The 16222-nt window shown below is 50.2% G+C and carries 17 protein-coding genes and 1 tRNA gene; 7 read left to right on the top strand and 11 right to left on the bottom strand.

What is annotated here, in order from left to right; all coding sequences use genetic code 11:
• Window positions 1–57: 57 nt before the first annotated feature.
• The 3 genes from proB (at window position 58) to F8562_RS19360 (ending at window position 2610) form a co-directional block, all read left to right on the top strand.
• Window positions 58–1161, top strand: coding sequence for a glutamate 5-kinase (gene proB, locus F8562_RS19370; RefSeq protein WP_004848066.1), 1104 nt, complete (start codon window positions 58–60; stop codon window positions 1159–1161).
• Between the two features lie 10 nt (window positions 1162–1171).
• Window positions 1172–2425, top strand: coding sequence for a glutamate-5-semialdehyde dehydrogenase (gene proA, locus F8562_RS19365; RefSeq protein ID WP_014837524.1), 1254 nt, complete (start codon window positions 1172–1174; stop codon window positions 2423–2425).
• 112 nt (window positions 2426–2537) lie between these two features.
• Window positions 2538–2610 (top strand) — tRNA-Thr (locus F8562_RS19360).
• A gap of 462 nt (window positions 2611–3072) precedes the next feature.
• Here F8562_RS19360 and F8562_RS19355 read toward each other — a convergent pair.
• Genes F8562_RS19355 through F8562_RS19345 form a run of 4 tightly spaced genes read right to left on the bottom strand, consistent with a single transcriptional unit; the run spans window position 3073 to window position 4299 of the window.
• The gene (locus tag F8562_RS19355) at window positions 3073–3276 is read right to left on the bottom strand and encodes a hypothetical protein (RefSeq protein WP_012542743.1); all 204 of its coding nucleotides are present in this window, start codon (window positions 3274–3276) and stop codon (window positions 3073–3075) included.
• Complete coding sequence (locus tag F8562_RS29345; RefSeq protein WP_012967825.1) at window positions 3273–3449, bottom strand: hypothetical protein; 177 nt, start codon at window positions 3447–3449, stop codon at window positions 3273–3275. Before F8562_RS29345 ends, F8562_RS19355 begins: the two co-directional genes overlap by 4 nt.
• A complete protein-coding gene (locus tag F8562_RS19350) occupies window positions 3450–3785 on the bottom strand; it encodes a hypothetical protein (protein WP_094909189.1) in 336 nt (111 codons plus the stop codon). It abuts the gene before it with no gap.
• Entirely contained in the window at window positions 3778–4299 is a 522-nt protein-coding gene (locus F8562_RS19345) for a hypothetical protein (RefSeq protein ID WP_094909244.1), read from the bottom strand. The genes F8562_RS19350 and F8562_RS19345 overlap by 8 nt, the downstream gene beginning before the upstream one ends.
• Window positions 4300–5974: 1675 nt before the next feature.
• Between F8562_RS19345 and F8562_RS19330 the strand changes: the two genes are divergently transcribed.
• The gene (locus tag F8562_RS19330) at window positions 5975–6265 is read left to right on the top strand and encodes a hypothetical protein (protein ID WP_032453058.1); all 291 of its coding nucleotides are present in this window, start codon (window positions 5975–5977) and stop codon (window positions 6263–6265) included.
• Between the two features lie 206 nt (window positions 6266–6471).
• On the opposite strand, the gene F8562_RS19325 is transcribed toward F8562_RS19330, so the two are convergent.
• The 5 genes from F8562_RS19325 to F8562_RS19305 form a co-directional block, all read right to left on the bottom strand.
• The gene (locus tag F8562_RS19325) at window positions 6472–7095 is read right to left on the bottom strand and encodes a recombinase family protein (RefSeq protein WP_094909188.1); all 624 of its coding nucleotides are present in this window, start codon (window positions 7093–7095) and stop codon (window positions 6472–6474) included.
• 375 nt (window positions 7096–7470) lie between these two features.
• On the bottom strand, window positions 7471–8370 hold the full coding sequence (locus F8562_RS19320) for a hypothetical protein (protein ID WP_094909187.1): 900 nt from the start codon (window positions 8368–8370) through the stop codon (window positions 7471–7473).
• 69 nt (window positions 8371–8439) lie between these two features.
• Window positions 8440–8742, bottom strand: a complete 303-nt coding sequence (locus F8562_RS19315; protein ID WP_226789538.1) for a hypothetical protein — start codon at window positions 8740–8742, stop codon at window positions 8440–8442.
• Between the two features lie 45 nt (window positions 8743–8787).
• Window positions 8788–9996 (bottom strand): tyrosine-type recombinase/integrase, encoded by a 1209-nt coding sequence (locus F8562_RS19310; RefSeq protein WP_094909186.1) that lies wholly within the window; start codon window positions 9994–9996, stop codon window positions 8788–8790.
• A gap of 543 nt (window positions 9997–10539) precedes the next feature.
• Window positions 10540–11199, bottom strand: coding sequence for a TetR/AcrR family transcriptional regulator (locus tag F8562_RS19305; RefSeq protein ID WP_014837513.1), 660 nt, complete (start codon window positions 11197–11199; stop codon window positions 10540–10542).
• 119 nt (window positions 11200–11318) lie between these two features.
• On the opposite strand from F8562_RS19305, the gene F8562_RS19300 reads away from it, so the two are divergent.
• The 3 genes from F8562_RS19300 to F8562_RS19290 all read left to right on the top strand — a co-directional run bounded on the left by F8562_RS19300 (window position 11319) and on the right by F8562_RS19290 (window position 13982).
• On the top strand, window positions 11319–12212 hold the full coding sequence (locus tag F8562_RS19300) for an NAD(P)/FAD-dependent oxidoreductase (protein ID WP_071886310.1): 894 nt from the start codon (window positions 11319–11321) through the stop codon (window positions 12210–12212).
• Window positions 12213–12545: 333 nt separating this feature from the next.
• Window positions 12546–12746, top strand: a complete 201-nt coding sequence (locus F8562_RS19295; RefSeq protein WP_014228073.1) for a hypothetical protein — start codon at window positions 12546–12548, stop codon at window positions 12744–12746.
• A gap of 9 nt (window positions 12747–12755) precedes the next feature.
• Window positions 12756–13982 (top strand): MFS transporter, encoded by a 1227-nt coding sequence (locus F8562_RS19290; RefSeq protein WP_089046420.1) that lies wholly within the window; start codon window positions 12756–12758, stop codon window positions 13980–13982.
• A 225-nt stretch (window positions 13983–14207) separates the two neighbouring features.
• Here the strand turns inward: F8562_RS19290 and hutG are convergent, their stop codons facing one another.
• Both hutG and hutI read right to left on the bottom strand, forming a co-directional pair.
• On the bottom strand, window positions 14208–15017 hold the full coding sequence (hutG, locus tag F8562_RS19285) for an N-formylglutamate deformylase (RefSeq protein ID WP_014837511.1): 810 nt from the start codon (window positions 15015–15017) through the stop codon (window positions 14208–14210).
• Window positions 15010–16218 (bottom strand): imidazolonepropionase, encoded by a 1209-nt coding sequence (hutI, locus tag F8562_RS19280; RefSeq protein WP_014837510.1) that lies wholly within the window; start codon window positions 16216–16218, stop codon window positions 15010–15012. Before hutI ends, hutG begins: the two co-directional genes overlap by 8 nt.
• Between the last annotated feature and the right edge of the window lie 4 nt (window positions 16219–16222).

Below are 16222 nucleotides of genomic sequence, written 5' to 3'. Positions count from 1 at the left end.
GACTCCTGTTACAACATCAACTCGATATCGAAACTCCTTTTTGAACGGCAGAGAATCATGAGTGATAGCCAGACGCTGGTGGTAAAACTGGGCACCAGTGTTTTAACGGGCGGATCCCGCCGCCTGAACCGCGCCCATATCGTTGAATTAGTGCGCCAGTGCGCGCAGCTGCACGCGATGGGTCATCGAATTGTGATAGTCACCTCCGGGGCGATCGCTGCCGGACGTGAGCACCTCGGCTACCCGGAACTGCCCGCGACCATTGCGTCGAAACAGCTGCTGGCGGCGGTCGGCCAGAGCCGTCTTATCCAGCTGTGGGAACAGCTGTTTTCTATTTATGGTATTCACGTCGGCCAGATGCTGCTGACCCGCGCCGATATGGAAGACCGCGAGCGTTTTCTCAACGCCCGCGATACCCTGCGCGCGCTGCTGGATAACAATATCGTGCCGGTCATTAATGAAAATGACGCCGTGGCGACCGCTGAAATTAAAGTCGGCGATAACGATAATCTTTCGGCGCTGGCGGCAATCCTGGCCGGCGCCGATAAACTGCTGCTGCTGACCGATCAGCAGGGCCTGTTCACCGCCGACCCGCGCAACAACCCGCAGGCCGAGCTGATTAAAGACGTTTACGGCATCGATGACGCCCTGCGCGCCGTCGCGGGCGATAGCGTGTCCGGTTTAGGTACCGGCGGTATGGGCACCAAGCTGCAGGCCGCCGACGTCGCCTGCCGCGCGGGCATCGATACCATCATCGCCGCCGGTAGCCGTCCGGGGGTGATTGGCGACGTGATGGAGGGCATCTCCGTCGGGACTCGCTTCCACGCCCAGGAATCGCCGCTGGAAAACCGTAAGCGCTGGATTTTCGGCGCGCCGCCGGCGGGCGAAATTACCGTGGACGCCGGCGCGACCCAGGCAATTCTCGAACGCGGCAGCTCCCTGCTGCCGAAAGGAATTAAAACCATCACCGGCAACTTCTCGCGCGGTGAAGTGATCCGCATTCGCAGCCTTGAAGGCCGCGATATTGCCCACGGCGTCAGCCGCTATAACAGCGATGCGCTGCGCCGCATCGCCGGGCAGCACTCGCAGCAGATCGATGCCATTCTGGGCTATGAATACGGCCCGGTCGCCGTCCACCGTGACGACATGATTATCCGTTAAGGAGCTGAAAATGCTGGAACAAATGGGCATTGCTGCCAAAGCGGCCTCGTACAAACTCGCGCAGCTTTCCAGCCGCGAAAAGAACCGGGTGCTGGAAAAGATTGCCGACTATCTTGAAGCGCAGACCGACGCGATCCTGCGGGCTAACGCTGAGGATCTGGCGGAAGCGCGCGCCAACGGTTTGAGCGAGGCGCTGCTTGACCGCCTGGAGCTCAACCCGGCGCGCCTGAGCGGAATTGCTAACGATGTTCGTCAGGTCTGCAGCCTGGCGGACCCGGTCGGTCAGGTAATCGACGGCGGTCTGCTGGACAGCGGCCTGCGCATTGAGCGTCGCCGCGTGCCGCTGGGCGTGGTGGGCGTAATTTATGAAGCCCGTCCGAACGTGACCGTCGACGTCGCCTCTTTGTGCCTGAAAACCGGCAACGCGGCGATTCTGCGCGGCGGTAAAGAGACCTGGCGCACCAACGCCGCCACGGTGAAAGTGATTCAGCAGGCGCTGCAGGAGTGCGGCTTACCGGCAGCCACCGTGCAGGCGATTGAGAGCCCGGATCGCGCGCTGGTCGGCGAGATGCTGAAGATGGATAAGTATATCGATATGCTGATCCCGCGCGGCGGCGCAGGTTTGCATAAGCTGTGCCGCGAGCAGTCGACGATCCCGGTGATCACCGGCGGTATCGGCGTCTGCCATATTTATATCGACCACTCCGCCGACGTTGCCGAAGCGCTGAAGGTTATCGTTAACGCCAAAGTGCAGCGCCCGAGTGCCTGTAACTCGGTCGAAACGCTGCTGGTGCATCAGGATATCGCCGAACGCTTCCTGCCCGCGCTGAGCAAGCAGATGGCGGAAAGCGGCGTTAGCCTGCACGCCGATGCGGCCTCCCTGCCCGCGCTGCAAAACGGCCCGGCCAGCGTAGAGCCGGTGAAAGCGGAGCAGTATGACAATGAGTATCTGTCGCTGGATCTGAACGTGAAGGTGGTGGCCGATCAGGATGAAGCGGTAGCGCATATTCGCGAGCACGGCACCCAGCATTCTGACGCCATCCTGACGCGCACCCTGGGCAACGCCAACCGCTTTATCAACGAGGTGGATTCCTCGGCGGTGTACGTCAACGCCTCTACCCGCTTTACCGACGGCGGCCAGTTTGGCCTCGGCGCGGAAGTGGCGGTCAGCACCCAGAAGCTGCACGCGCGCGGCCCGATGGGCCTGGAAGCCCTGACGACCTATAAGTGGATTGGTTTCGGCGACGATACCATTCGTGCTTAATGCTAATTGGGTGATGCAAAAGTAGCCGTTTGATTCGCAAGGGCATTGACGCATCACCCACTTAGTTTTAACCTTCTATCCCGTGCTTACGCTCGTCAGCACATCTTGCAGGGCCGATATAGCTCAGTTGGTAGAGCAGCGCATTCGTAATGCGAAGGTCGTAGGTTCGACTCCTATTATCGGCACTCACACGATAAAATCCTTATAAATCAATGAGTTAGACTTAAAAATCTGTCTTTTATTCATCTATAAGAATCGGTAAATCATCCCTCATAACTGCCGTTATGGTTGATATGGCAATTGGGAATGTTAACTGTAACGGCCTGTAGTTGTACAGCTCGAACAGGTACAAGCTCAACTCGAAGCCTATGACGTTGCCAGCGTCTCTAATCAATCCCAACACTTTTAACCGTTCCACACTTAGCGCGGTGTCCCGTAACAGCCTGTCGTGATGACACGCCACGGATAAACGAGCAAATGATGGGAATCCTAACCAGTCCGGGAAAGGGGCTGGCTCTCTCGTGGTGTTCACCGTGCCATAAACGAACGGTACTCGATAAGAGAACGGTTAACTGAAAGATGCGCATAAGGCGCTTGTTATGGTGTCCCATCACGGCGCTAAATGGCTGCTATTGTCTTTAAATCACTCATGCCGATTCAATCAGGTGAGCCAATGCCAGCAATCTCACGCGCTGCTCTGATAATCCGCCCAATTTGTAACGTCCCGCGAGTTCATAGCCTACTCTGTCCAGCTTCTGTAGCATTGGGACAGGAATATTCAGGGCGAGATTTTGAGTTAACGGAATTGCATCCCCTTGAGACTTCAGAGGATTACACGGATAAAGCGTCATTCAAGCCTCCTGAGCATCTCACCGATTGCCAGTGTTAAACGCTGGTCTTCTGATACCACACCTTGACCAATCTGTTCAGAAAGCTTTTCCAGCTTTGTGATAAGCGATGGATGCAGCGTCATCAGAAGATTACAACTTACTTTCTGACCATATTCATTGAAGAGTTGATTCATTTACAGCCCTCCCATCGACTGAGCAACTTCAACCGCTTCTGAGGCTGCTGTTATGGCTTTGTTTCGTTTTGTCTGTGCTTCGAGGATTCGTACAGTTGCATCACGCTGCAAGCGGGTGACCTTTGAAGAAGCCGCTTTCAAAATCCCGTCACAGAACGCTTTATGCTGGTTACTCATAGCGCTGGTGGCCTTAACGTAATCAGCGGGATTGATACCTATAGCTTCACAGAAAGGCTGTACAGCGTCGATGGCAGTCACTGTATGACGTTGCATTAACTGAGCCTGTAAAGTGGCAATCTGAGCCTTGTAAGCGGCCTCAGTGACTTTGTTAGTCATTACCCACCTCATCAGCGACAATCACAGATAGATACGATTCAAGCGGTTTAATTCCCGATAACGCTTCTTCAGCCTGTTTCACCAATACGTTGTGAGCATGGGTAGCCTTATTTACCTTATTCGCTTTCTCAGTGATTCCTGCATCAACAAATTTCTCAGCGGCTTTCTTACATGCCTTTTCAATCTCAGCAAGCGGGTTATTTTTTGGTGACTGCTGTAATGGTACAAACTTGATAAATCCAGCGCCCATCTCATACACAACGTAATTCTCATTCATCATGTTCTGAATAATGGTCTGTACCATCGCTGGGTGTGTAACCTGTCGGATTCTGAATCCATAATCTTCGACTGGCTGAGACATTAGCTGCTTAGTCTTGATAGCAATAAGAGTATCTTTATTCAGGCTGTCTGCGTTGTAAATATCCTTTGCATCTTCGATATTTTCCAGTGCAGCTTTAATTTTGGGGATGAAATGTGATTCGATTTCAATTCGTTTCTGTGTAGGACTATTCATTATTAACGCTCTCGTGAAATTCAGATACAAAAATACACCACACAGGCCGTCTTTTACGTAACCCGTGTAGTGTCATCTGGAATGTGTAAGGGGTTGGCTAACCTGTCCCCGAGGAAGGGATGCCACAGGAAAGCCATTAATTTGTTAGGAAATCAATCCAATACATAAATGTTAACATTTTGTTAAATTATGTCAAGGGGTTTCAGTTTTCTGACAAATAGCCTTAATGATTTCATACCGTCTGGTTTTAGTCATCATACGAGGCGGGGTGTAATCGGTGGGGGATGTAATTCCTGTTAATTCGGAAAGACCCTTATATTGCATGTAGAACCGATGTGCCTTTTCAGCTACGACAGTAAAGTATTTCTTTCTTTTTTTCATTCATGTTAATACCCCTGAAACAGGAAAGCCCCCCCCATGATAAAACCTGAGAAAGTGACCTTCCAGCTATTCTCATCTATCTAAGACCCTGTTGACCGATTTTGATAAATGAGCATTACTGTATTATTATCATACGAAACTGTGTTTTTGTCCAGTAGTATTTTGTTATTGCAGTAATTGATGAATGGTTATTATTGGCGGGAGGGATGGGATTGCAGAAATACATATTTAGCACTTTTTGCTATTGACGGATTTTTTACGATTGATATAATGCATTAAGACCTTTAAAGTTTCTGATTATCACTAATTGAATACTACAATAAGAAAATGGCTTACGCCAAAAGCCATTAAAATCTTATTATCTCTTCAAAGATACTTAATCAATACCTTTAAAGATTACTGTTAAGATGTGGAATCACCAATCAAGGAATTATCCTTTCAACATTCGCATGGCTTCGCGTTGTCATGCTTCTTGCTTTCGCCTTGTCATCTATTCAGATAGCCTATCAGAACCCCTGTATGCCATTCTGAAGCGTTCCCAATATCAACCATACATTCTCCCCTCAAGGCCCATCATAAGCCCTCAGAGAGCGCTAAAATAGCTCAGGTTACAATTGCATCAAACCATTGCGTTTGATATAATAATCAACCTGTTAGAGATGAGTTCTCTTTGAGTTGTGGGAATATCTGGTGTCGTTGCTTAAGCCCCCGTTGAGTCGGGATAGCTTGAGAGTTCAACTAGTCCAGCCATATCTAAAGAGATTTATCAAATGGCAGACATTCACAATAAGAGTGAATACTAAACAACCCCAAATTGTTGAGTCACCTCACCCTACAGCAATATTGTGAATTGCAACTTTTCAGACTTTCCCATCTGTTAAGCCATAGGCAATCCATCACGGTGAAAAGGGTTCCTTCCCATCAAGCGTTAATCGCTGGTGGGCTGAATGATTTTCCACACCGGAGACTGGAAGAATGAAACCTACTGTACAGACATCAAACCGATTTTTGTTTCTTACCGGAAACGAAGACTTCACCATCCGAAAAACTGCTGCGGCAAAGATTGCCAGAGCACGCGGTCAGCGTTTCTTTGTTCACATCTGCAAGAGACATGGTGCTAGTGAACATTATTCAAGCTGCATGGCTTGTGTTGAATGCCAGAAACAATGGTACAGGGATAACGGTAAGCATAAGCCGGATCCAGACATCAAACCTTTCATCTCAGTTTACCCACTGGTTAAGATGACTTTCAGAGGGTTACAATTCCCTCAGATATTCTCCTAAGGGCCTCTCAATGGATGACGAAAAATTACACACCTACCTTAAAGCTATTGGTATGGGGTGCTTTGTGACGTATTACAGCAAGTTTGCCAACACAACCATTTCACGTGCTGACCTCATTGAACTGCTGCATACTCAGGAAGGATACACAGAAAAAAGCTGTGGGAGCCGCACCAGTAAAGCGAGAGCAATCATTTCCGCAGGGGCAAGTGAAGAAGCATTAAGGCTAATTATTGCGTCTAATCGTGTGAACGATGATTTAAGAGATGAGGCCAGAAAATTACTGATGAAAATTTTTCCGTAAAATCAGGGTGTCACTCGTTATTTTCGGCCTTCATTGATTACTGGAACATATCTGTGAAGGTCTGGAAGATTTGATGAGCAGATGAATACCTGCTTAGAAGGCGAACCTGAGAAAGTAGCGGTTAACAAGCAATTTCTCAACATATCTACAATGAAATCAATCAGAAAGCCCCGCACAAAGCAGGGCGTGACTCTTCACCAGTTAAATTAAGCTAATTCTTTGAGGCTCTTACTGACCTTTGCCACCGTTGCCCTTGAGCAATTCACCGTGTCCATTACGTCAGTGTAGGACATACCAGCCTGTAACAGCCTGGCTATTCTCTCATTGCGCTGTGTGTCCTCTGGACGGCCTTTGTACTTACCGTCTGATTTGGCCTTTACAATGCCCTGAGCCTGTCTTCTCTTACGGTCTGTGTAATCCTTTCTGGCAATGGCCGCTAACATGTCCAACATCATTCCGTTCAATGCTTCCAGCATTCTGCTGGTGAATTCATCCCCTGACTGAATAAGCTGGTGGCTTGTTGGCAGGTCTAAGGCAACCACCCTCACACCTTTCTCATTAATCAGTGACCGTAACTTGTTCCAGTCTTCACCGCTTAAACGTGACAGGCGGTCTACCTGTTCCACAAGCATCACATCACCTTTCTGTGCAATGTCTAGTAGTCTGAACAGTTCAGGGCGTTGAAGAGATGCACCGGATTCATTTTCCGTGAAGTAGGTGGCTATGGTCATGCCGTTGGATTGAGCGAATTCATCAAGCTGCTGTTTAGCGCGTGAGGCGTCTTGCTCTTTCGTTGAAGCTCTGAGGTACGCATAAACACGTGAAGTCATGATAGTGAACCGTAGCAGTCTGTTTAAGATGGTTCAATTATATCAGTCTGTTTTGTATGGTTCAATAAATCATTTTTGGGGTGAACTGGTTCAGTAAATCGGTGCCTCTTGAGGTATACCTTAACCAGACTGGAAACAGTGTGTAAATTACCAGTAAGTTCACTGTAATCACCACAGAACAGAAAAATGGCTTGAGGTCAGCGCTGGCAAGCCTTCTGAGAAGAAAACATGGAGTGTAAGAGAGCTGTTAATTACTGTTAAATAAATGAATAATCATTCAAATTAATCAGCATCCATGAGTTATTAATGTATAACCATGCACTTTTCATGAATGAAAAAGAAAGGCCGTCAGATAATAGCGGCCTTAACCTGATGTCAGACAGGAATGTTAAAGTAGTGGCAAAGCGCATTAGTTAGTAAAGCAGGAGCGGCTGCACCAGCGATTTTAAGCCCTCCAGTGAAAGCCTTTCCCGTAATCTTACCAATCCAAGACCCAAAGCCCTTTTCAACCTCATCTTTTGAAGTCGGTTTAGCAGTCTGTTTAACAAGCTGCTCCAACTCTTTGACATCAGCATCATCAAGCCCCTGCTCTTTTAGCTGACGCGCAAGGGAGTTAAAATCACCTGAAGTAATACTGTTCTGTTGGTGAATATCTCCGGTATTGCCAGCACCAATAGCACCAGCATTATGCACGTTGCCGTTAAAGTTATTAATATTGTTAACAGTCATAACTGAAACCACCTTATCATTAGCAAGCATGGTAACATCTTGCGCCCCACTTTTGGTTATAACAAGAGTTGCCCAGTCGTGAATCTTGTTTCGAACAGCAAAGAGTATTCCTTGAATTTTACCAATGTGAATATCCCAGTAAAGCTCAATACCTTTCCCCCGCTCTTTAAGTAAAATATTTTTTAATTCCAATGGCATCATGAGTTGCCACTCCACACGCTCTTCAGCTAACTCTATAATCGTGGAGATGGGGTTAGCAATCTTGTAAGTCGAAAAAACATTAATTTGCTCTGGTGTCGCTTTTCCAAAGTCGAAATCAAGTGTTCTTTTTAGCTCTACATCCCACGCACTAATTTTCCCGACCCCAACACGATAATCTGGTATGGTTCCTGTTACTTGGTAGCCGTTTATTTCACAATTCAACCATTCTAAAAAATCATTATCCTCCATGCTCATAGCAATACTCTTTGCTTTGAGAAAAAGAGTGAGTATGTCTGTCTCAACATTTTCAGCCAAAGATTGTAATTCCGTTACAGCAGAAGCCATTTTTCCACCCCTCAGAAGTAATTTCGCATCATCATTTTACCTCTTCAGCATACTCTGTAAGCAAACTTTTCACAGCGGCTGATTAGGTTGCTCTTCCATCTCTTTCACCCACTCTGGAGCCTCTTCTAAGGCTATGTGTCGCGGCTTAGTCGAGAACCCTTCAAAATCGAATTCATCACCATCAATCAGCGGTAAAATCTCCAGCCATCGAGCACCGTCAACTACTTTATCGAGTGGAAAATTTAATAATTTCAGTCCGTTGTGTAATAAGACATCACATTTCTTTCCAGCCGTGTTGATTCGAATCTCTTTAACAATACGCTTAATTAATATTTGCGCTTCACTGTGACAAAAACCAGGATAATCAATCACTAATCGACTGTTTATGCACTTTTGAAATATGAAAACGTAAAGCCGTCAAGCTATACTGTCAAAATTGACCTGTTCCACGTACTGAGCAAGCTCTTTAAGTGAAGCCCCTTGACTGTAAGTCTTGAAAGACTCTGTACTCCCCCTTTCATGGCCTACAAGAAGCGCTATCCGGTCTTCAGGCACTTTGAGGCGGTCAAGTTCGGTGATGAACATACCACGCAATGAGTGAAAGACTTTCCTCTCTGTTTCCTTCTCGCCTAAAGCCTTTCGCTTTGCTCTGGTGAATTGCTGTGTATGCCATGCAGAGCGCTTACCATCAGCCCTGTCTGTTAACGCTGCGTGTCTGAAAAGAAACTTATCCGTATGATTTTGAATCAACTTGTCAATAAGCCCGTTAATTGAAGGGTGAACGGGGACTAATCGGGCTGCATTCTTTGTTTTGCCTTTTGAGATGCGTAAACACCTTACGTTTTCCTCTGTCACAATATCATCAGTGGTGAGGCTACAAATTTCATTCAATCTCATTCCTGAATAAAGGCCGATTAAGGTTACCTGTTTCATCTCATCATTGAGTAACTCAAAGACCTTGCTTAACTCAGAAATAAGGAAAGGTTCATAACTATCATGTGAACCTTTGGCCTCTAACCTGTGCCCTCTGAAAGGATTATCTTTAGGTGCATCGTGATAACGATTCTTTGCAAAATCGAATAGTTGAGCCAGTGCGCTTATATAGTTTTGTAGCGTTTGAGTTGCTTTCTCTTTTTTCAGTTGGTCAAGCCATCCGGTTACTACCGTTCTGTTAATATCCTGAAGCTGTGAATCACGCTTTTTAATGTGAGAAAGAATTAACTCAACGGCTTTAGTTATCTTTGATAGCGTTGTTAGTTTGCGTTTATCGCTATATTGCAGCAAATAAAGGTCACGTATATGTATTAGTGTAGGACAGCGCTCGATATTAGCCCCGTAATTCACTGGTGATTCCTTTGCAAAGTTGCTGATACCACGTAGTTCATTGATTATCTGCTCAACCTTTGAGCCGTTTTGTTTTGGCTTAAGCTGTTCCCTTAGCTTGATGAACTCTACCGCTACAGCATCCCTGAAAAGCCTTGCTTGCCTGATATCTTTGGTGGCTGTGGATTTCATGTAGTAGCGCTTACCGTTGAAGTAAGGCTTCATGTAGGACGGTATAACGATTCGCACCATGTAAACCCCGCAATGGTCGAGAATCAGATATCTGTCACGCTTGTAAGTCATGTAAACCCCTGATATTTTGTCGGGGCAGTTTCAGGGTTGATATATACCTTTTGTTGCTGGTGAAAAGTCTAATTAACTAAGTTTAATCAATCGGTTAGCTAGGCTTTGTAGATAATTCATTAGAGTCTGCGAAGGTCGTAGGTTCGACTCCTATTATCGCACCAGTTAAATCAAATAGTTACATAAACCACTATCCTTAAATCCTCTCTGGGGTTACACCGGGGTTGCTTTTACCCTGAGGTCGACACAGTCAAACTCACTGTTCTTATCGCTGAGATAGAGCATCACAACTGCCATACACAGTTCAGGATAGAAACCCCCACGATGAGTTTTAAAAACACATTAGCTTCGATATGAAGTGTCTTTTGGCATGCATACGCTTTTTCCATCTTCAGCCTTAAAAAATTTTCGCATTTATATCAATAGCTTATTCAACATTCTTTGGTTCCCCCCTTCTCTCCCACGCCCCACCCGGCCATTGATGAGAAAGATGACGTAGGCGTCACATTGCGACCAGAACGCAAGCTGGAATACCAGGCAAGATCACGGCCGCGATAGCGCCCCCGGAGTGCCACCGTGCGCGGCGATGAACATGGCGACGGCCGAGCGACAATAAGCTTCGATTTCGTCGTCGTCCTCTGCTCTGGCCTCATCAAAGCGCGCGATCATCAGAAGGTCGGAGCCTTTGAAAAGCGCGGCAAACAAACGAGCGGACTGGTGAGGATCGGGCACGTTCAGAAGCGCCTTTGCGTGCAGCTGGCGCAAAAAAGCCTCGACCTGGGTGATGACATGAGCAGGGCCGGCTTCGTAATGGAGCTTGCTTAACGACGCCTGATTCTTCTTATCGGCCATAACCATGGCTTCGACGCCGCGAACGTCCGATCTCAACAGCGTGCGAAGCAGTAATGACCCCACCGCCATCAGCTGCTCTTCGACCGAACCCTCAACGCCTTCCAGAAGGACCTGCGGTGCAAACGACTGACTGCAGCCGGCCACGATGGCCGCACTGAACAGCGCCTCTTTATTCTCGAAGTGCCGATATATGCTGAGCTTGGATATCTTCGCTCGCTGGGCGACCTTATCCAGGGTCGTCGCCTGAAATCCCAATTCCAAAAAGAGTTCGGACGCGGCGTCAACGATGGTTTGGCCAAGCGCCTCGTTGACGGGCCGGCCCCGCCTGGTCTGGCTGTTTTTATGGGTCACGAAATATAGTCCTTGACAGTATCCTAATTCCATAATTAGGATACCAACAAGTATCACAAATATGCAAGGCGCGCCACACCCAACCATCTTCCCGCATCCAAAACACGGAGCCCATCACCATGAATGACGTTATCATCATCGGCGGCAGCTTTGCCGGCCTTGCCGCCGCCCTGCAGCTTGGACGCGCCCGTCGCAAAGTCACGGTCCTCGACACTGATCGGCCACGCAATCGCTTTGCCGGCTATTCGCATGGTGTGCTCGGCCACGACCACAAGCCGCCGCTGGACATCCTGGTCGAGGCTCGCCAGCAGCTGGAGCGCTATCCAACGATCAGGCTGGTCAATGCGCGAGCCGAAAGCGTATCCGGCACTATCGACGATTTCTGCGTCGTCACTGACGATAACGAAAGCCTGAGGGCGCGCCGCCTGATCCTGAGCTATGGCATCACTGACCAGATGCCTGATATTCCTGGCTTTGCTGAAGGCTGGGGGACGTCCATCATACCTTGCCCCTACTGCGACGGCTTTGAAGTCGCCGACCAGCATTGGGGCCTCATCTGGTCTGGCCCGCAGTCGCACAATCAGGTCAGGCTCTTCCATGACTGGACCGACAGGTTGACGGTCTTTACCGATGGTCACGACATCGCACCCGAAATCCAAACCGACCTCGTCCGCCGAAACAAAGCCGTCGTTGAAGGCAAGATCGTGGAAATTTTCGGTAATGAAGGCCATAAGTCCACCGTCCGACTCGATAACGGCCCCGCTGTCGCGGTCGATATCCTCTTCGCACATCCCCGTACCAGGCCATCCGCAAGTTTGCATAAGTCCCTGGGTCTCGCCACGGTTGATACGCCAACCGGCCTCGTACTCAAGACCAATGAGCGCCGCGAAACCAGCAAGCCAGGCATCTACGCCGCTGGCGACCTCGCCAACCCGGGAATGCCCTCGGTCACTACGGCAACATGGCAAGGCGCGATGGCGGGTATCTTCGCCCAGCAATCGATGCTCACTTGAGTGCAAACACATCGATCGCCCCAGTTCAATTTCATAACAGACAGGAGTCCCCCGTGGCCGCCATAAAACCATTCAAACCTTTAGACGAGAAGATCGGTAGCTGAATCAGCGAACTCCTGCGCCCCCTTCTTTTTTAAATGTCAAAAAAGCAGCGCAAGATAATTTATCTGGTTTAGTTTTAACAATATCTCTATGCAATTACATTTATTGCACCAGGGCTGATACATTTGCTCCCCGTCGGTGCAAGAACCCCGGAAAAAGCGGGCTAAATCCTTTTTTAAATGGCACCATTCTTGCTTTATCTCTTTTTCACACAATGGAGAGGTAATAAATATGGAATCGGTATTAAGTCATTTTACGGCCAGTCATGACGAATATTATACTGATGAAACGGTTTCAACCTTTGGCATATTGCAGACTCTCCCTGAACACATTCCGTCAAAAGAAAACCATATTGTCCCTGACGAAATAATTCAGAAATGGGTAAGCGCGAAATATGACGCTTTATTACCGGGCCTGGGGGAATTCCTGTAGGAGGAGACCATGCGATATATACCTGGCAGGATCCCTGTGATACTAGCGGTCAGTAATCTGTTTTTTACCTGTGCCGTGTCTGTTGATCTGACTATTGCCACCCTGGTGGGCTATCAGCTGGCGCCGTCTGCTCAACTGGCGACGGTTCCATTTGCACTCATCACAGTCGCCGGCGCGTTCTCGAGTCTGTTTGCGGCCGGCATGATTGGTCGGGGAAACGAAAAACTCGCGTTTATTCTGGGCTCTTTATGCGGTACCGCGGGCGGATTTTTGTCTTTTCTCGCTGTGCAGAACGGCAGTTTTTTACTTTTTTGTACCGGCTGCTTTCTCGTAGGTGTCTATCAGGCTTTCAGCCAGTACTATCGACTGGTTGCTGCCGATCACTCCCCACCGGAAGTGAAGGGGCAGTCAATCTCCCTGGTCATGATTGGCGGCGTTGTGGCCGCTATCCTGGGGCCGTTGCTGACGATTGTTGCACGGGATATCCCCGGTCTCCCTCGCTTTGCCGGTGTTTATCTCGTTGTGGCGGGACTGGGGATTCTGTCCGCGCTTAACCTGGCTCTGTTCCTCGATCGTTCAAAAAGAGACGTCCCCTCCCCGGACACCCGGGCGATCCCGGGAGTATCGCCAACCAGTCGGGAATTAATGAAACGTCCAGATTATCGTACGGCCTGGTTTCACCTGGTTATTGGCTCCTTCGTTATGCTTTTTCTGATGACGGCGGCCCCCCTCTCCGTTACGCACCACCACTCGATGAATGATGGTGCACTGGTCATTCAGCTGCATCTGCTGGGGATGTATGTCCCTTCACTGTTTACCGGCCTCCTGATACGAAAACTGGGGCTCACCGTTCTGCTGTACGCGGGGATTGCGCTCAACATATCCGCTGTCGTGATAAACCTGACCGGGGAAACGATGCTGGCATACAGCTTAAGTCTGCTTCTGGTCGGGGTCGGATGGAACTTTATGTTTGTTGGCGGCTCGACGCTGCTCAGTCTGTCCTACCGTGATAATGAGCGAAAAAAAGCACAGGGCCTGGCCGAAACCAGCCGCTTTGTTTTCTCTGCGATAGCCACATCCGGAGCGGGCGTGATGCTGGCCTTGCTGGGCTGGAAGCTGCTGGGTCTGATGATGATACCGGTTTTACTGGTCTGTCTGGTTTCCACCTGGCAGTACAGCCAGGCGATGAGGAAAGCAAGCGGGACCGCCTCACGTCCTGCAGAAGACGGTTCATGAATCCCGCTCAGTCCTGGTATTGTGAAAAGCCCCTTTCCGCAAGGAAGGGGGCAGTTCAGAAAGACGGAGATATAAGGGGGTTCCGCTAACGGCCCGCATTCCCCCTCTCTTCAGAAGAAGCCAGGCAGGCGGTAAGGCGTGTCGCTTTATTTGACCTTTCTTATCGCCTTCGGCTGTTTACAGACTTTTCGGGTGCCTGTGTTTTCAGCTTTTCAATATACGAGTTCACACTCCGGGCTCGCCGTACTGCTCTCGTCCCCACTGCAACGCAGTATTAATCAACCTCTCCAGCAGTTGTTGCGCCTGCTGCCCTTTCTCCGGAAGATAAGCAAAGCTCTCCTCATCCATATAGCAGCACTGGGCCATTTCTAGCTGAACAGCATGAATATGGTTGGCGGGATCGCCATAGTGACGGGTGATATATCCGCCTTTAAAGCGGCCATTGAGTATCCGGCTATACTGCGGGAACGCATTGCAGCTTGCCAGCAGCGCCTGGCTGAGCTGCGTCGAACAGCTGGCGCCGTCCGCCGTACCAAAGTTCAGATCCGGCAGGCGCCCTTCAAACAAGCGCGGCACCACGGATTTGATCGAGTGCGCATCCCACAACAGCGCATAGCCAAATTTCTCACGCAGGCGTGCCAGTTCAGCGGCAAGCGCCTGGTGATAAGGCTGCCAGACCTGTTTTAGGATCGCGTCCTTCGCCGCCGCGTCAGGCGCACCGCCCGGCACGAACAGGGCTTCGCCGTCAAAAAAGATATCGGTAAACAGCCCGGTTGTCGCCGTGCTGTAAAGCGGTTTATCATCCGCCGGGCGATTGATATCCACCACATAGCGGGAATAGCGGGCGCATAACGTGCTGGCCCCCATGTCCGCGATGGTCTGATAGAGCAAGGGAATATGCCAGTCGGTATCTTCCAGACGCTTCGCCCTTGGCGTGAGCCCCTGGGCGACTTCGGGGGTTAATAACGTTCCCGGGTGGGGCATACTGACCAGAAGCGGCAGGTTCCCCTGCTGCAAATCAAACGCCTTAATCACAATAAACCTCCTTACCTTGATAAATCACCTGTTTCGAAAGGGAGCCTCCCAGCCAGTAGCTTAGCTCCGCCGGATGAGCGATATCCCACGCCACGAAGCTGGCCTCTTTTCCGGCTTCCAGAGAACCGCAAACTGTATCCAGCCCCAGCGCCTTCGCGCCGTTAAGCGTCACGCCAGCCAACGCCTCTTCCGGCGTCATGCGGAATAGCGTACAGGCCATATTCATCATCAGACGCAGGGACAACACCGGCGAGGTGCCGGGATTTAAATCGCTGGCGAGGGCAATCGGCACCCGGTACTGACGCAGCAGATCCAGCGGCGGTAGCAGTTTCTCACGCAGGAAGTAATAGGCGCCCGGCAGCAGCACCGCCATCGTCCCATGGCGTGCCATTGCGGCGATATCTTCCTCGCACAAATATTCCAGATGATCCGCCGACAGCGCATGGTAGCGAGCGGCCAACGCCGCCCCATGCTGTAGCGTTAGCTGTTCAGCATGGAGCTTCACTGGCAGCCCCAGTTCCCGGGCCTTCTGAAAGACCCGCTCCACTTGAGAGGGCGAAAATGCCAGGTGTTCGCAGAACGCATCCACCGCATCCACCAGCCCTTCCTGATGCAGTTCCGGCAGTAGTCGTTCGCAAATATAGTCAATCCAGGCATCCGCCCGCTCCTGATACTCGACGGGCACCGCATGGGCCGCCAGGCAGGTACTGCGCACGGTCAGCGGCAATATGTCGCCTAAACGGCGGATCACCCGCAGCATTTTACGTTCGTTAGCCAGATCCAGGCCGTAGCCGGATTTGATCTCCAGCGCCGTTACGCCGTCCCGGCACAGCTCCCGGATACGCTGCCGCGCGCTCTCCAGCAACTGGCTTTCGCTGGCCTGTCGCGTGGCGTTGACTGTACTGGCGATCCCGCCGCCGCCAGCCGCGATCTCCGCATAGCTCGCCCCGTTGAGACGCATTTCAAATTCCCGGGCCCGGTCGCCGCCAAACACCGCGTGGCTATGACAATCCACCAGTCCCGGCGTGACCACCCTGCCCTGCAAATCCATCCGCTGCGCAACGGGTAAGTCCGGCAATTCTGCCCGGTTCCCGACCCATAACAGCACTGCGCCGTCGGTCAGCATCGCGCCATCGTCAAGCAACTGATAATGCCCTGCGGCCATGGTGGCGATCCGGCAGTGGTGCCAAAGGGTATACATGGCG

This window comes from Klebsiella sp. RCJ4, from assembly GCF_009025755.1.
GTDB classification, from domain to species: domain Bacteria; phylum Pseudomonadota; class Gammaproteobacteria; order Enterobacterales; family Enterobacteriaceae; genus Klebsiella; species Klebsiella michiganensis.
This window is presented reverse-complemented; position numbering and strand designations above follow the sequence as displayed.

What these genes read in the sequence shown, in the direction of transcription:
- F8562_RS19325 (WP_094909188.1), bottom strand. Translation starts at nt 7,095, where the DNA reads ATGACTTCACGTGTTTATGCGTACCTCAGAGCTTCAACGAAAGAGCAA.
- F8562_RS19320 (WP_094909187.1), bottom strand. Translation starts at nt 8,370, where the DNA reads ATGGCTTCTGCTGTAACGGAATTACAATCTTTGGCTGAAAATGTTGAG.
- F8562_RS19300 (WP_071886310.1), top strand. Translation starts at nt 11,319, where the DNA reads ATGAATGACGTTATCATCATCGGCGGCAGCTTTGCCGGCCTTGCCGCC.
- hutI (WP_014837510.1), bottom strand. Translation starts at nt 16,218, where the DNA reads ATGTATACCCTTTGGCACCACTGCCGGATCGCCACCATGGCCGCAGGG.
- F8562_RS19350 (WP_094909189.1), bottom strand. Translation starts at nt 3,785, where the DNA reads ATGACTAACAAAGTCACTGAGGCCGCTTACAAGGCTCAGATTGCCACT.
- proA (WP_014837524.1), top strand. Translation starts at nt 1,172, where the DNA reads ATGCTGGAACAAATGGGCATTGCTGCCAAAGCGGCCTCGTACAAACTC.
- F8562_RS19310 (WP_094909186.1), bottom strand. Translation starts at nt 9,996, where the DNA reads ATGACTTACAAGCGTGACAGATATCTGATTCTCGACCATTGCGGGGTT.
- F8562_RS29345 (WP_012967825.1), bottom strand. Translation starts at nt 3,449, where the DNA reads ATGAATCAACTCTTCAATGAATATGGTCAGAAAGTAAGTTGTAATCTT.
- F8562_RS19290 (WP_089046420.1), top strand. Translation starts at nt 12,756, where the DNA reads ATGCGATATATACCTGGCAGGATCCCTGTGATACTAGCGGTCAGTAAT.
- F8562_RS19345 (WP_094909244.1), bottom strand. Translation starts at nt 4,299, where the DNA reads ATGAATAGTCCTACACAGAAACGAATTGAAATCGAATCACATTTCATC.
- F8562_RS19330 (WP_032453058.1), top strand. Translation starts at nt 5,975, where the DNA reads ATGGATGACGAAAAATTACACACCTACCTTAAAGCTATTGGTATGGGG.
- proB (WP_004848066.1), top strand. Translation starts at nt 58, where the DNA reads ATGAGTGATAGCCAGACGCTGGTGGTAAAACTGGGCACCAGTGTTTTA.
- F8562_RS19295 (WP_014228073.1), top strand. Translation starts at nt 12,546, where the DNA reads ATGGAATCGGTATTAAGTCATTTTACGGCCAGTCATGACGAATATTAT.
- F8562_RS19355 (WP_012542743.1), bottom strand. Translation starts at nt 3,276, where the DNA reads ATGACGCTTTATCCGTGTAATCCTCTGAAGTCTCAAGGGGATGCAATT.